Genomic DNA, 14755 nt, shown 5'->3' with positions numbered 1-14755 from the left:
GATCTTTCTTATGCTCCCAGTCCGTCGAGAAGGGTGGCCAGGGTGGAGGCGGCGTCGATCTTCATGTTGAGGTAGCCGTCCGGGGCGTGCTGGGCGTTCTCGAAGCTCGCCGGTGCGCCGGCGAGCAGGATCTGCTTCACACCCGCTGCACGGAGCTTCTCGACGACCTGCTCACCGGTGGCGGCATACTCCTGGTCGGTGCCACAGATGACGACGATGTCGGATCCGGTGGCGGCCTGATCGAACTCCGGGGTTCCCGGGGTCAGCTCACCGGGGTTGGTCACCGCGATGCCGCCGGAGGCCAGCAGGTTCGTGGTGAAGCCGGTGCGGATGTTGTGCTTGGACAGCGGGCCGACCGGGATGAGACCGATGGTCGGGCGTGCACCGTTGGCCTCGAGGAAAGCGTCGGAACGGTTGCGCAGTGCCTCGAATTCAGCGGCCCAGCGGCGGATACCTGCGGGTTCCTGACGCTTCTCGGCGGGCAGTGGTGCCTCGGCGAGGTTCGGGAACTCGTTGATGCCGGTCAGCTGCTTCTGGCGCTTCGCGATCTGCTGGCGGGTGGTCTCGTGCATCTCATCCAGGGCCGCGGCGATGGCACCGTTGTCCAGCTGCTCACGGAAACCGCCCTTGGCCTCGATGTCGGCGAACAGCGCCCAGGCCTTCTCAGAGAGATCGTCGGTCAGGGACTCCACATAGTAGGAGCCACCGGCCGGGTCGATGACATGGCCGAGGTGGGACTCCTCCAGCAGCAGCAGGTTGGTGTTACGGGCGATGCGGTGCGCGAAGTTGCGGGTGGTGCCCGGGTTACCGCCGTCGATGGCGGTGTCGAAGGTGAGGACCTCGACGTCGGTGGCTCCACCCACGCCGGCGGCGAACGCGGCGACGGTGCTGCGCAGCATGTTGACCCACGGGTCACGCTGGCTGAACATCACCGGTGCGGTGACGGTGTGCTGTGGGGCGCCACCCAGGTCCGGGTGTCCCAGTACCTCGGCAACGCGTGCCCAGAGGCGACGTGCGGTGCGCAGCTTCACGATCTGACCGAACTGGTCATCGGTGACGGCGAAGCGGAAGGCGATCTGGTCCAGGGCCTGCTCGGTGCTCAGTCCAGCATTCACGAGGGCGCGGACGTAGTCGATGCCGGCGGCCAGGGCCAGTGCGATCTCCTGGGCGTCACTGGCACCCTGGTTGGAGAACGAGACGGCGTCGACAAGCACGGCGCGGACGTTCTCCCGCGCGCTGGCCGCGCGGGCCAGCTCGACGGTGGCGTCCAGGTCCACCGACTCGGAACCGTCCACGGCCGAGGTCAGTGGGCTCGCACCCAGGGTGACGGCGGCGAGGCCGGTGCCGGCGGCGTCGGCGAGTGCGTAGAGAGCCTCGGTGGCCTCGGTGGTCCGGGCCCCCGCGCTCAGGACGACCGGCGCCATGTTGAGGTACACGCCCTCCAGCGCAGCCTTGAGATCCGCCGGGCCGAGCTTGCCGGTCAGATCGAGGCGGAGCGTGGTGGTACCGGAATTGAGTGCGTGGAGAATCTGCCGGTTCACCTCGGAGACGGCATCATCATAGGAGCCGAAGGTCTCGGTCACTCCCCAGCCGGCGCGGTCCGCATCGATCGCTGCGCCACGGGTGAAGGGGAACTCACCGGGCAGTTCGTCGATCGGGGCGCCGTTCTCGTCGGCGCGGGTGTACAGGGGCGAGATGTCCACACCGTCGTTGGTGGTGACAATGAGTCTCCTCCACACATCGGAGGGCACATCGCTTACGTCCTTTTTGCTCACCCGTGCGAACACACCCACTACAGCTTTGCGCCAGGCGTCAAGGCTGTCGGTGAATTCCTCGGGCAACGAGGCATTCCTGAGATCAGTCAAGGTGGAAATACTTCCCATCGAAATGTAATGAGTCAGTGGTTCTCCAACCGGATTTCAGGCCCCCATGGCGGACATCGCATCCACCGGTTCGGGAGTAATCTGCACCCAGCCGGAGCGCTGGCACACAACTACACGACATTCGCGCGCGTTTGTGTCCAAGTGCACTTTTCAGGATAGGCCACAACCGTTGTACTTACCCCCCTAACGGAGGTGTCTAGGGACACACCGGGATGGTTGTAAGGTGTCTCCCATGAGTTCTGAGAGCAGCCCCGGCACGACCCGGGCGACGGTGTCCGGCAGGTTGAACACCTCTTTCAGCTCGGCTTTCCACTTCCTCACCTCCCTGGCCACCGATGCGTGGGGCGATCTGCGGCGGTGGCCCGCGTGGAAGAAGGTGTCTGTTCTCACAGCGGTCATCGTGGCGGTGGCCATCACCGTTGTGGTGGATGTCCCGTCGATCACCACCCTGCGGGACTGGGCGGACAGCGCGGGTCCCGCCTTCGTCTGGTTGTTCGTCGGTCTCTACGTGGTGATCACCCAGTTCCCCATCCCGCGCACCGTGCTCACCCTGGCCTCCGGTGTCCTCTTCGGCCCGTGGCAGGGCACGCTCATCGCGCTCGGGTCCACCACGGTCTCCGCTGCACTCAGCCTGCTCATCGTGCGGGGGCTCCTCGGCGGATGGATGCGGCCGCGTCTGACCCACCCGGCGGTGGCACGGATCAACGCGCGGCTGCGGGACCGTGGCTGGCTGGCGATCGCCTCACTACGGATGATCGCGGCGGTCCCGTTCTCGCTGTTGAACTACGTGGCCGCCCTGACCAGCGTTCCGCTGCTGGCGTTCACCGTGGCCACCGCGGTCGGTTCCGCGCCCGGCACGATCGCGACGGTGGTGCTTGGCGACGCCGTCGTCGGCTCCGGCAGTGCCACCGCCGTGGTGTTCACCCTCGCCCTGGCCTGTCTGGGTGTGGTTGGCCTCATTTTGGACCGGCGTCTGCCAGTCAAGTCTGGGAAATAGAACGAGCACGGTAGACTCAGGAGGTCTTGTGTTGGATATTCATGTCTGAAAGGGGTTGGTCGTCGATGTGGGCACTGCATGCCAGGTACAGGGGTCGCGACACCCGACGGGCCGAACTGGTCCGCCGTTTTGCCGAGGCGCTGTCGACCCTCGAGGGGGCGGGCGAATTCGAGCTGTTGGGTGTGGAGGATATCCGCGCCCACATCACCCAGTCCGCCACCGCCTGTGATGTCGTGATGGCGCTGCTCGCCGCGGGTGACTGGGCGATCGGTATCGGTGTGGTGCCGGGCGTCGACAAGCCCACCGACGAGGATGAGGCCCAGATCGAGCTGGCCAAGAAGACCGCCAGCGACGCCCTACGCCCCACCGCGCGTGCAGGGGCCGTGAAGGTCCGCATCGTCGGTGCTCGTCGTGATGATCCGCGGGCATTCAACATCTCCGCATCGTTTGCCCTGATGGCCCAGGTGTTGTCCAAGCGGTCCTTCGAGGGGCGTGAGGCCACCTCGCTTATGCGGTCAGGGATGAATCAGAATGAGGCCGCCGCGGAACTGGGCATCTCCAAGCAGGCGATGTCCCAGCGCCTCCAGGCGGCCGGGTGGCAGGCGGAGCAGGCCGGGTGGCAGCTGGCGGTCAACCTGCTGGAGCACTCGGCCAGGGTCTAGCGCCGTTCCCCATCCGGATCGAGGGGCAGCTGCTCCGCATCACGGGCGCGGAGGAACTCCTGGGTGGCCTGTCCCGCCTGGATCTCATCATCGTTGGGTGCGGCTGCACGGGTCAGCGCGCCCTGGCCTGAGTCAAGTCCAGAGTCGGAACTCGTTGGAACCTTCCCCATCGCGATCTCCGCCGGATCGGGATCAACCGGCTTGTTGGCCACCGCATTGGCGGCGGCCACGGCGGCGGCGATCTCCGGATCGGATTCCGTGGAGAACCACTCATCGGTGTTGTCCGCGTTGGCGAGGTTCTTCGTCTCCTCATCGACGGAGACCGGTTCATACCGGAAGGTCCCCTGCTCGTCCTTGTTGGCGAACTGTCGGGCGAAGCTTTCCAGGGAGTCCCCGAACTGGCTCGGGATGACCCACATCTTGGAGGACTTGCCGTCGGCGATCTGGGGCAGCTTCTCCAGGTACTGATACGCCAGCACCTCTGGAGTCAGCTTTGCAGCCTTGATTGCGGCGTTGACCTTCTGGATGGCGCGGGCCTCACCCTGCGCCTGGAGGTACCGTGCCGCACGTTCACCCTCAGCGCGCAGGATCATGGACTGGCGTTCCGCCTCCGCCGCGAGGATGGCCGCGTGCTTCTCACCCTCGGCGGAGAGGATCTTCGCCTGCTTCTCACCCTCGGCGGTTTTGATGTCAGCCTCACGCTGACCCTCGGCGGTGAGGATGGTGGCGCGCTTCTCGCGGTCCGCCTTCATCTGCTTTTCCATCGACTGCTGGATCGATGGTGGTGGATCAATGGCCTTCAGCTCCACTCGGCTGATGCGCAGGCCCCACTTGGTGGTGGCGGCATCCAGCTCACCACGCAGGCGTCGGTTGATCACCTCACGGGAGGTCAGTGTCTCCTCCAGTGTCATGCCACCCACCACATCACGCAGGGTGGCCACGGAGATCTGCTCCACGCCGATGATGTAGTTGTCCACACCGTAGATCGCACGGTCCGGTTCGTTGATCTGGAAGGTGACCACGATGTCGATGGCCACGGTCAGGTTGTCCTGGGTGATGACCGCCTGGGGTGGGAAGGAGACCACGCGTTCACGGGTGTCCACGCGGGCGCGGACCCGGTCGATGAAGGGCACCAGGAGGGTCAGCCCTCCCTCCACGGTGCGGGTGTACCGGCCGAGTCGTTCAATGACTGCCGCCTCACCCTGGGGTATCAAGGCGAGCGACTTGATTACCACGAGAGCAACAAAGACGAGTACTACTATCGCCAGGATTGTGCCGAACATGCTTCCTCCGGATGTCTGTATGGATTAGGACTGGGGTGGCTGGTGGTCTGGGGTCAGGGTTCCGCCCACACCACCGCGGTGGCACCGTCGATGCGCACCACACTGACGTGCTGCCCCTCGGTGAAGGTGTGGGCCGGATCCATGCTGCGTGCCGACCAGATCGAACCGTCCAGGCGGATCTGCCCGCCGACGCCGGTGACGTCCTCGAGCACCACGGCCTGTTTTCCCACCAGGGCGCGTACCGAGGTGTCCAGGGCGGCGGGCTTGATCAGACGACGTTGCAGCGCCGGCTTGAGAAAGAACAACAGGGCGAAGGCCGATACCGCGAAGGTGGCGAACTCCGCCCAGACAGGCACACCGACCAGGGACACACCGGCGGTGGCCAGCGCCGCACCGGCAAGCATCAACAGGGTGAATTCCCCCACCGCCAGCTCGAGTCCCGCCAGCACCAGGCTTCCGATAAACCAGATTATTGCTCCCACGCCAACCACCGTACAGAAACCTGTGGGTGGGAGACAGGGTTATCACACCCGACCGACTCCCGGGCTGTACAGCTAGGCCAGCACATCCTCCTTGCTCAGGTCGTGGTTGGTCACGAAATCCACCAGCCGTTCCACCGCCCCGATGAGGGTGTGGTCCAGGTCCCGGAAGGAAGTGACGGCGTTATAGACGCGGTGCCACCCCTCCTTCGGATCGGACCACCCCACCCGTCGGCAGATACCGGTTTTCCAGTCCTCGCCGTAGGGCACCTCCGGCCAGGCCCGCAGGCCGAGGCGTTCCGGTTTCACCGCCGCCCAGATATCGATATAGGGATGGCCCGTCACCGCGACATCGGGCCCCAGCGAGCGCGTCATCCGGGTTTCCTTCGATCCCTCCACCAGGTGGTCGGCGAGCACACCGATGCGTCGGCCCGGCCCGGGTTGGAACTCCGCCAGGCGCTCGGGGAGGTTGTCCAGACCCTCGAGGTATTCCACCACCACGCCCTCCACCCGGAGATCGTGGCCCCAGACCTTCTCCACGATGGCGGCATCATGGATGCCCTCCACCCAGATGCGCGACGGGGCGGCCACCTTCGCCTGCACATTCTCCACCCGGCGCGATCCGGAGTTCGATTTCCGTGGCTGCTGGGTGGGCACATGGCGGGTCAGGGTGACGATCTGCCCGTCCACCATGAAGGCACCGGTGCGCAGTTTGTACAACGCCTCCCGGCCCCGACGGTCTTCCAGGCGGATGAAGTCGCCGTCGTAGGTGCGCTCGAAGCCGATGACGGCGCCGACATAACCGTCGGCACGCACCTCGACCACCAGGCCCGGTGTCGCCGGGACGGTGGGGTACTCGGGTTTCTTATTGCGGGTGTGTCCACCGAGGATGTCTGCTGCATAGGGATCGGAGAAGCTCATGGTGATACACCCTAGCGAAGTCCTGGGCTAGACTTTCGCCCGATATGGATATTCGTTCACACATCTACTCGCCCCTGCAGAACACGGCCGTGTGGCTCGGCGCATGGGTTTATGACCTGGTCCCCACCGAGGACGTCATCGACGCCTTCGTCGATCTCGGCGGGCCGCACACCTTCGGGGACGGGGGTCTGCTGGATCTGTTGCGCGTGGTGCGTGGCACCGTCCAGCCGCTTGTCGACGCGCCGTTCGACTCCCCTGTCATCTCACTGGTGCTCTCCGGTCCGGGTGATGCACCGGGGCTCCCGGCCGGCTCCGAGGCGGCGCGCCGTGTCACGCGGTCGGGGGAAGGCGCATTGGTGGTGCGTGGCGTCGACAAGCTCACGTCCTACGCACTGATCCCCGACCGCCGGGGCGATTCCACGAACTGGGAGTGGCTGGGCGTCGAGGGGCACCTGCCGGCGGGTGCGGCCGTCTCCCCCGGCGAGGCGGATCAGATGCTCAGTGAGGCCACATCCCGCGCAGCAATGATCATCGAGAGCACCGCGTATTCCTCCCTGGCGCCGCGGTCACTGAAAAACCCACGGCTGACCGTGGGTTCACTCTCGGACTTCTACGACACCCCGGGGCTGCCGCACGCGGTTCCCGCACGCTCGGCGAAACTGTTCGCCCGCGCCGACCGGGTGGCTGCGATCGTGGAGACGGTGCAGTCCACCATCGGCGACCACAGCCTGGACCCGCAGCTGATCCCCCTGTGGCGGCACATCCGTACCGCGCGGATGGTGGGGGTGGACTATGCCCTCGCGGATTTCGCGAGGGCATAGTTACTGCGGGCTTTTAGGAGCGGGACGCCACCGGGGCGTCCGCGTTCGGGTTGGTCTGCGAGGCCGCTGGGCGCTTGCGTGGCGCGCAGCATCCCGGGACGCAGGGCTCACCGTTGACGGTGGAGCCCCGCACCGGCAGGGTGCCCAGCCGCTCGATCACCCGCTTCATCTCAATCTCGTCGATGAGGTCGACGACCATGGTCGCGAACTCATCGGAGGGACCGACGGTGGCCACGCGCTCAATGATCATCCCGCGCCTGGTGGCCTCGTCCATCAGCTCGGAATCAAGATCCCAGATCACCTCCATGTGATCGGAGATGAAGCCTACCGGGCAGACCACAAGGGCCTTCTGCCCGTTGGTCTCGTTGAGCTCGACGGCGTGATCGACGATATCCGGCTCCAGCCACGGCACATGCGGGCTGCCCGAACGGGACTGCCAGACCACATCGAAGTCGGTGACACCAACCTCCTTGGCGATCAGCGCTGAGGACTCCTCCACCTGACGGGAGTAGATCGACCCGTCGATGGGGGTGCCGTCGACATCCTTCGCGTTCAGTGGGATCGAATGGGCGGTGAAGACCAGTCGCGCCTCATCACGCAGGTCCTCCGGGAGTTTGTCGAAGGACTCCCGGACGTACTGTGCCATGGTGCGCACGAACCGTGGGTGGTCGTAGAACTGACGCAGCTTGGTGAAGGTGACCTCCGGCGCCCCGATCTCCTCCAGGTGGGCGCGCATGCCCTGGATGTCCTCGTGGTACTGACGGCATCCCGAGTATCCACCCCAGGCGGAGGTGGCGAAGACGAGGGCGTTCCGGATCCCGTCGGCGGCCATCTGCTCGGCCGCCTCATTGTCGAACGGCTTCCAGTTGCGGTTACCGAAATAGACGGGGATATCGTATCCGCGCGCCGCGAGCTCAGCCTCGACGTTGGCGATGATCTCCTTGTTGAGCCTGTTGAGGGGGCTCACTCCACCGAAGTGGTAGTAGTGGGCACCCACCTCATCGAGCCGCTCCGGGGGGATTCCCCTGCCCCGGGTGACATTCTCCAGAAATGGACGAACCTCCTCGGGTCCCTCGGGGCCACCGAAGGAGAGAACGAGGAGGGCATCATAGGCGTCCGACTTAGTGTCCGGTGTGCGTGCGTTCATAGAACGTACATTACCAACCAAAGGTTGATGGTGCACAAAAGAGAATAAATACAGCCAGATTGATAGGTTGAGACTAAATCAGGCGGACAGCGTACTCAGTCATACCGGACCAGCGGACCGGGGAGACCTGCACCGTGGAGCCGGAGCTCGGAGCCTCGAGCATCTGCCCATCCCCCAGGTAGATCGCAACATGCTGGGAGGCGCCGGGACCGTAGAAGATCAGATCGCCGCGCTGCATCTCGGAGGGACTGACCTTGGTTCCGCGCTGGTACTGGTAACCGGTGTAGTGCGGCAATGCGATGCCGACACCGGCGAACGCATAGAGCACCAGGCCCGAACAGTCGAAGCCCACCTTGTTGTAGTCACCGTAGGAATCCGCGACACCACCATCACGGATACCCAGGGTCGGACCGTTGGCGTTGCCACCGCCCCAGGCATACGGGGTGCCGACCTGGGCCATGGCGCGCGCGATGACCGTCTCGATCTGCGCGGCGCGGTCACCCGTCACCAGCTCGGAGGCAGACTCCGTGACATCGGAGAGACTGATGGAACCAACATCGGAGGTGATCGGAGCCTCTGGGACGTCGAGGGACCCGGAGGACTGGGGCGAACCCGAACCCAGATCTTCCAGCTCCACATAGTCATCCTCAGTCCACAGGTCATCCTCAACGACCGGTGCCTCCGCCGGAACCTCAGGCCCCTGGATGGCGGCAATGGTACCGGCTTCGGCATCCTCACCGGACGGGTAGGGATTCTCAGTGGTGGCGTGCTCAGCCTGGCTGGCGGCAATGAGTGCGGCTGCCGCAACGGAGGCTGCGGTGAGTGCCTGATCACGCAGCTGCTGGGCCTGTGCCTCATCGGCGGCTGCGGCTTCCGCGGCTGCCTGGGCCTCCTCTGCGACACGACGGGCTTCCTCCGCCTGGCGCTGGGCATCAGCCTGTTCGGTGGCCTGCGCCTCGGCCTGTTCCTGGGCCTGCTGGGTGGCCTGGGTGTGGGCCTCAGGCGCTGCCTGGACCCGGGCAGCGGCCTGGGGCTCCGCCGGTGCGGCTGCATCGGCTGCATCGGCTGCCTCAGGGGCGAGTTCGGCGACGGCCTGGGCCTGCTCGGCCTCGACCGCGGCCTGTGCCTCGGCGGCCTCCTGTGCGGCTGTCTGCTCGGCGGCTTCCGCTGCTGCTGCAGCCTCCGCGGCGGCGGCAGCAGCCTCATCGGCGAGACGCTTCTCCTCAGCCCGGGCGGCAGCGTCGGCCTCAGCGCGCTGGCGTTCCTCCTCGGCGCGCTGGAATTCCTCGAATTCCGCACGCTGCCCCTGGAGGGTGTCCACGTTGGCGCGGGCGAGGGCCAGATTACGTTCGGCCTCCTCCCGCTCCGCCACCAGGTTGGTGCGGTTGGTATTGAGAACGGCGAGCTGAGCGGAGCTCTCATCGATGGCTGCGCGGGTCTGAAGTTCCTTCTCCGCCGCCTCGGCCTCACGCTGTTCAGCCAGAATCCGTGCCTCACGCAGGGCCGATTCCTTGTTGGCGTTCTCGGTGCGGAGCCGGTCGAGCTCCTCCACGGCCTCACGCTGCTTCTGCGCGGTGGTGCGGAGGTAGGTCTGGCGGTCCAGGGCATCCTCGGAGACACCGTTGCCGGAGACGCCTGCAATTCCGCGGGAGGCACCGTTCTGACGGTAGGCCGCGCGGGAGATCTCATCGAGCCTGTCCTGCGCCGCCTCGATCTGGAGCTGGGATTCCTCCAGCTCCGCCTTGGCGGCAGCAGCATTCTGCCGTGCGCGTTCAGCCTCTGCCTGGGCGTCGTGGAGATCCACCAGCGCCTTGTTCACCGCTTCACGCAGTGCACCCATTTCCAGTTCGAGGCGGTTGATCTCGGCATCCGCCTGCGACAGGGATCCCGCCAGGCGGGAGACCTCCCCGCTTCCGGACTCCACATTCTCCCGTGCGCCGGCGATGGCCGCGTCGTCAGGATTGACCGGCTGGGCAACCGCGGGTGTCAGTCCAACCATGAGGCTTCCGCTGATGGCGACCGCGATCAGCGTGCGGCTGATGGAACCGATGCGAAAAGAATGACCGCGGGGGGCCTGGGCAACCCGCTTGCGCGGTAGACGTGATGCGTTACTAACCACGTGATCTCCTGTTCGTTTCAGATCGCACCCGAATCAAGCCTCCTGACTGGAGAAAATCCCAGCAGGCTGGAAACAGGTGCCATCCGACAGCAATAAGGGAGCCCACGGATAAAACGGAGAACTTCCGAGCAGAATCTACGCATACAGTTGCACTGATGATGATCACGTCCCGGCAAGCTTCCCCGTTTGCCCGAAAATTTCACCTATCACCAGCGCGGTGAGCTGCATTCAAGGCTATGTACTTGAATATTTTTGCGAATCATCCGCCTCAGAGGTACAGGTTCAACCCATGAGCCGATATCTGCACATTAGGCCACGTTGGTAACATTCGAGACATCTTTCACAACGGTAACGCAACGAAGGCGCTGATTGTGCAAAAAGTTGCACGCCCCACCTGCGTAAATGATTTATCGTTTCGTTATTGTGATGTTAGCCACATTTTCTCAAATCGAGATCCGCCCGAAGGATTGAGGGGCGCGAAGGGCTGGGCTGGCGAGTAATCAGATGTCAATCCTGCAAACTTGACTATTTAGAGGTTCTGCGTTTCCAGTGGTCGACGTCGCGTGAACAACAGGGCCAGAACTAGAACAACCGCCAAGACCACACCGCCCAGCAGGGCCATCTGAGCCCAGTCAATATCAGCCAGCGGCGAGCCCGTTACATCACGAACAAGTAACGAAGCCCCTTCGACATAATCAGGGGTTCCGAGCATCTCGTGCTGGGCAGCCTCGAGGGAGGCCCGGGCGTGGATGTCACTGACCACGGCTCCCGACCCGGGAGAACGCACCGCCACAGTGTCGAAGGAGGTTGTGTTCACCAGCTCCTGGGCGATATCACGCAGATCCGCGGTGACCGGGGGCGTGCTGTCCAGCACGACATACCCCAGGGTGCCGAACTCCCCGTCCGCAGCCTCCTCCGCAATCCTGCTGAGCTCCTCCTCCATCGCGGGGTGCTGCTCCCTCATCTCAGCACCCATCGCGACAGCGTCGTCCTCCAGATCTCGGGCGAGGGCGTCGATATCAATGTTGTCTGGGATCATGAGGTGGTGCCAGCCTTCTGCAGGTCGAGGGAATGGGAGGTGAGCGGTGCAGTGAATACAGTTATAGGTGGTAATAAAGAGCGTCAGATGGCAACCCTACCGACATACGGGGGTATCATGGGGGCAGGAAAAATGTCTGGTGGCGCTTTGCCCCACCTTGCCCATGATCTGCATATCCGCTGCCTATCAGCACAAACCAAGCTAGCAGGCGCAGAGATGGGGCGGGAAATGACGGTCAGTAGCCCCCAACGTACCCGGCAGAACGATCGTACTGTTAGGATAATGGGGACGTAGGGTTCCTGTCCGCGACTGTGGCATAGGGCCTGAAGTTTTCCTCACGCCGGCTCAAGCAACGCGAAGGCCGACGAGAATCTCACACTGGAAAAGTTAGAATTGGAGCTCACTGTGACTGAAAGCAAGAACTCCTTCAATGCTAAGAGCACCCTGCAGGTCGGCGAGAAGTCCTATGACTACTACGCCCTCTCCGCAGTGCCTGGCATGGAGAAGCTGCCCTACTCCCTGAAGGTTCTCGGCGAGAACCTTCTGCGCACCGAGGACGGCGCAAACATCACCAAGGAGCACATCGAGGCCATCGCCAACTGGGATGCATCTGCTGATCCAAGCATTGAGATCCAGTTCACCCCGGCCCGCGTGCTGATGCAGGACTTCACCGGCGTCCCCTGCGTTGTCGACCTGGCAACCATGCGCGAAGCCGTCAAGACCCTCGGTGGCGACCCGGATGAGGTCAACCCACTGAACCCAGCTGAGATGGTCATCGACCACTCCGTCATCGTCGAGGCCTTCGGCCGCCCAGACGCACTCGAGAAGAACGTTGAGATCGAGTACGAGCGCAACGAGGAGCGTTACCAGTTCCTGCGTTGGGGCTCCGAGGCATTCTCCAACTTCCGTGTTGTTCCTCCGGGAACCGGCATCGTCCACCAGGTCAACATCGAGTACCTGGCCCGCGTCGTCTTCGACAACGATGGTCTGGCATACCCGGATACCTGCATCGGTACCGACTCCCACACCACCATGGAAAACGGCCTCGGCATCCTGGGATGGGGCGTCGGCGGCATCGAGGCAGAGGCTGCCATGCTCGGCCAGCCTGTCTCCATGCTGATCCCACGCGTCGTCGGCTTCAAGCTCACCGGTGAGATCCCGGTCGGAGTCACCGCCACCGACGTCGTTCTGACCATCACCGAGATGCTCCGCGACCACGGTGTTGTTCAGAAGTTCGTTGAGTTCTACGGCAACGGCGTCAAGTCCGTCCCGCTGGCGAACCGCGCAACCATCGGCAACATGTCCCCTGAGTTCGGCTCCACCTGTGCGATGTTCCCCATCGACGAGGAGACCATCAAGTACCTGCGTCTCACCGGTCGTCCGGAAGAGCAGACCGCACTGGTCGAGGCTTACGCCAAGGCTCAGGGCATGTGGCTCGAGGCGGACGCACCCGAGGCCGAGTACTCCGAGTACCTCGAGCTCGACCTGTCCACCGTTGTTCCTTCCATCGCTGGCCCGAAGCGCCCGCAGGACCGCATTCTGCTGTCCGAGGCCAAGGAGCAGTTCCGTGAGGATCTGAAGACCTACACCAACGATCCGGTTCAGGTCGATCAGTCCATCCCTGCCAAGCGCATGGCCAATGAGGGTGGCACCCAGCCGGGTTCCGCCTCCAACCTGGACAACTACAACGCATCCTGGCCGGGCGAGGGCGAATCCGCCGCGTCCACCGCCGAGGGTCGTCCGTCCAACCCGGTCACCATTGTCTCCCCACAGGGTGGCGAGTACACCATCGACCACGGCATGGTGGCCATCGCCTCCATCACCTCCTGCACCAACACCTCCAACCCCTCCGTCATGATCGGCGCTGGCCTGATCGCACGTAAGGCTGCGGAGAAGGGCCTGAAGTCCAAGCCATGGGTCAAGACCATCTGTGCTCCGGGCTCCCAGGTTGTTGACGGCTACTACCAGCGTGCAGACCTCTGGAAGGACCTCGAGGCCCTCGGCTTCTACCTCTCCGGTTTCGGTTGCACCACCTGCATCGGTAACTCCGGCCCACTGCCGGAGGAGATCTCCGAGGCCATCAACGAGCATGATCTGGCTGCCGCCGCAGTCCTGTCCGGTAACCGTAACTTCGAGGGTCGTATCTCCCCCGACGTGAAGATGAACTACCTGGCATCCCCGATCATGGTCATCGCCTACGCGATCGCCGGCACCATGGACTTCGACTTCGAGAACGAGGCCCTGGGTCAGGATCAGGACGGCAACGATGTCTTCCTGAAGGACATCTGGCCTTCCACCGAGGAGATCGAGGAGACCATCCAGGCCGCCATCTCCCGTGAGCTCTACGAGGCTGACTACGCTGACGTCTTCAAGGGCGACAAGCAGTGGCAGGAACTCGACATCCCCTCCGGTAAGACCTTCGAGTGGGACGAGAACTCCACCTACATCCGCAAGGCTCCGTACTTCGATGGCATGACCGCTGAGCCACAGCCGGTCACCGACATCGAGAACGCCCGCGTTCTGGCCAAGCTCGGCGATTCGGTCACCACCGACCACATCTCCCCTGCTTCCTCCATCAAGCCAGGCACCCCGGCCGCACAGTACCTCGACGCCCACGGTGTGGAGCGTCAGGACTACAACTCCCTGGGTTCCAGGCGTGGTAACCACGAGGTCATGATGCGCGGCACCTTCGCCAACATCCGCCTCCAGAACCAGCTGGTTGACATCGCAGGTGGCTACACCCGCGACTTCACCCAAGAGGGTGGCCCACAGGCCTTCATCTACGATGCCTGCGTCAACTACAAGGAAGCCGGCATCCCGCTGGTCGTCCTCGCCGGTAAGGAATACGGCACCGGTTCCTCCCGTGACTGGGCTGCCAAGGGCACCAACCTGCTCGGCGTCCGCGCAGTCATCACCGAGTCCTTCGAGCGCATCCACCGTTCGAACCTCATCGGTATGGGCGTTGTCCCGCTGCAGTTCCCGGCAGGCGAGTCCCACGAGTCCCTGGGCCTCGACGGCACCGAGACCTTCGACATCTCCGGTCTGACCGCTCTCAACGAGGGCACCACCCCGAAGACCGTCAAGGTCACCGCCACCAAGGAAAACGGCGAGAAGGTCGAATTCGACGCTGTCGTCCGCATCGATACCCCCGGTGAGGCTGACTACTTCCGCCACGGTGGCATCCTGCAGTACGTGCTGCGCCAGATGGCTGCTTCCTAAACCGAAGCGGTCACCAACCATCCGTGACACCCACCGGTGACACGGATGGTGATGGGGCCCCACCGCCTGAGCACTGTTCATCGTGTACAACGATGAGCAGCCAACTCCAGGTGGGGCCCCATTGTTGTACCTCCATCTTCACCACAACACCCCTGCCCATGCGTCCCATCGGGAGGCATGCACCT

The 14755-nt window shown here is 64.0% G+C and carries 11 protein-coding genes; 4 read left to right on the top strand and 7 right to left on the bottom strand.

Going from position 1 to position 14755, the window contains the following annotated elements; genetic code table 11:
- Positions 1 to 8: 8 nt before the first annotated feature.
- Entirely contained in the window at positions 9 to 1865 is a 1857-nt protein-coding gene (locus H9627_RS08795) for a methylmalonyl-CoA mutase family protein (protein WP_191733631.1), read from the bottom strand.
- Positions 1866 to 2115: 250 nt separating this feature from the next.
- On the opposite strand from H9627_RS08795, the gene H9627_RS08790 reads away from it, so the two are divergent.
- Complete coding sequence (locus tag H9627_RS08790) at positions 2116 to 2880, top strand: TVP38/TMEM64 family protein (RefSeq protein WP_191733630.1); 765 nt, start codon at positions 2116 to 2118, stop codon at positions 2878 to 2880.
- A gap of 65 nt (positions 2881 to 2945) precedes the next feature.
- Positions 2946 to 3542, top strand: coding sequence for a MarR family transcriptional regulator (locus H9627_RS08785; protein ID WP_191733719.1), 597 nt, complete (start codon positions 2946 to 2948; stop codon positions 3540 to 3542).
- On the opposite strand, the gene H9627_RS08780 is transcribed toward H9627_RS08785, so the two are convergent.
- The 3 genes from H9627_RS08780 to H9627_RS08770 all read right to left on the bottom strand — a co-directional run bounded on the left by H9627_RS08780 (position 3539) and on the right by H9627_RS08770 (position 6225).
- A complete protein-coding gene (locus tag H9627_RS08780) occupies positions 3539 to 4825 on the bottom strand; it encodes an SPFH domain-containing protein (protein ID WP_191733629.1) in 1287 nt (428 codons plus the stop codon). The genes H9627_RS08785 and H9627_RS08780 overlap by 4 nt on opposite strands.
- Before the next feature lie 53 nt (positions 4826 to 4878).
- A complete protein-coding gene (locus tag H9627_RS08775; protein WP_191733628.1) occupies positions 4879 to 5307 on the bottom strand; it encodes an NfeD family protein in 429 nt (142 codons plus the stop codon).
- 72 nt (positions 5308 to 5379) lie between these two features.
- A complete protein-coding gene (locus H9627_RS08770; protein WP_191733627.1) occupies positions 5380 to 6225 on the bottom strand; it encodes a DUF3097 domain-containing protein in 846 nt (281 codons plus the stop codon).
- Positions 6226 to 6269: 44 nt separating this feature from the next.
- Here H9627_RS08770 and H9627_RS08765 point away from each other — a divergent pair, with 44 nt between their 5' ends.
- The gene (locus H9627_RS08765) at positions 6270 to 7046 is read left to right on the top strand and encodes a hypothetical protein (RefSeq protein ID WP_191733626.1); all 777 of its coding nucleotides are present in this window, start codon (positions 6270 to 6272) and stop codon (positions 7044 to 7046) included.
- A gap of 13 nt (positions 7047 to 7059) precedes the next feature.
- Here H9627_RS08765 and H9627_RS08760 read toward each other — a convergent pair whose 3' ends face one another.
- The 3 genes from H9627_RS08760 to H9627_RS08750 form a co-directional block, all read right to left on the bottom strand.
- Entirely contained in the window at positions 7060 to 8193 is a 1134-nt protein-coding gene (locus tag H9627_RS08760; protein ID WP_191733625.1) for a ferrochelatase, read from the bottom strand.
- Positions 8194 to 8266: 73 nt separating this feature from the next.
- A complete protein-coding gene (locus H9627_RS08755; RefSeq protein ID WP_191733717.1) occupies positions 8267 to 10192 on the bottom strand; it encodes a DIP1281 family NlpC/P60 protein in 1926 nt (641 codons plus the stop codon).
- Positions 10193 to 10841: 649 nt separating this feature from the next.
- Positions 10842 to 11351, bottom strand: a complete 510-nt coding sequence (locus H9627_RS08750; RefSeq protein WP_191733624.1) for an Rv1476 family membrane protein — start codon at positions 11349 to 11351, stop codon at positions 10842 to 10844.
- Positions 11352 to 11756: 405 nt separating this feature from the next.
- Between H9627_RS08750 and can the strand changes: the two genes are divergently transcribed.
- Positions 11757 to 14570 carry an aconitate hydratase gene (can, locus tag H9627_RS08745; RefSeq protein WP_191733623.1) on the top strand — a complete coding sequence of 938 codons (2814 nt, stop codon included), beginning with the start codon at positions 11757 to 11759 and terminating at the stop codon, positions 14568 to 14570.
- Positions 14571 to 14755 lie beyond the last annotated feature (185 nt).

The sequence above is a fragment of the Corynebacterium gallinarum genome (assembly GCF_014837045.1).
Classification (GTDB): Bacteria; Actinomycetota; Actinomycetes; order Mycobacteriales; family Mycobacteriaceae; genus Corynebacterium; species Corynebacterium gallinarum.
This window is presented reverse-complemented; position numbering and strand designations above follow the sequence as displayed.

Bases quoted from the DNA above. Each gene is read 5' to 3' on its own strand.
- H9627_RS08790 (WP_191733630.1), top strand. From the start codon at position 2,116: ATGAGTTCTGAGAGCAGCCCCGGCACGACCCGGGCGACGGTGTCCGGC.
- H9627_RS08785 (WP_191733719.1), top strand. From the start codon at position 2,946: ATGTGGGCACTGCATGCCAGGTACAGGGGTCGCGACACCCGACGGGCC.
- H9627_RS08780 (WP_191733629.1), bottom strand. From the start codon at position 4,825: ATGTTCGGCACAATCCTGGCGATAGTAGTACTCGTCTTTGTTGCTCTC.
- H9627_RS08770 (WP_191733627.1), bottom strand. From the start codon at position 6,225: ATGAGCTTCTCCGATCCCTATGCAGCAGACATCCTCGGTGGACACACC.
- H9627_RS08765 (WP_191733626.1), top strand. From the start codon at position 6,270: ATGGATATTCGTTCACACATCTACTCGCCCCTGCAGAACACGGCCGTG.
- H9627_RS08760 (WP_191733625.1), bottom strand. From the start codon at position 8,193: ATGAACGCACGCACACCGGACACTAAGTCGGACGCCTATGATGCCCTC.
- H9627_RS08755 (WP_191733717.1), bottom strand. From the start codon at position 10,192: ATGGTTGGACTGACACCCGCGGTTGCCCAGCCGGTCAATCCTGACGAC.
- H9627_RS08750 (WP_191733624.1), bottom strand. From the start codon at position 11,351: ATGATCCCAGACAACATTGATATCGACGCCCTCGCCCGAGATCTGGAG.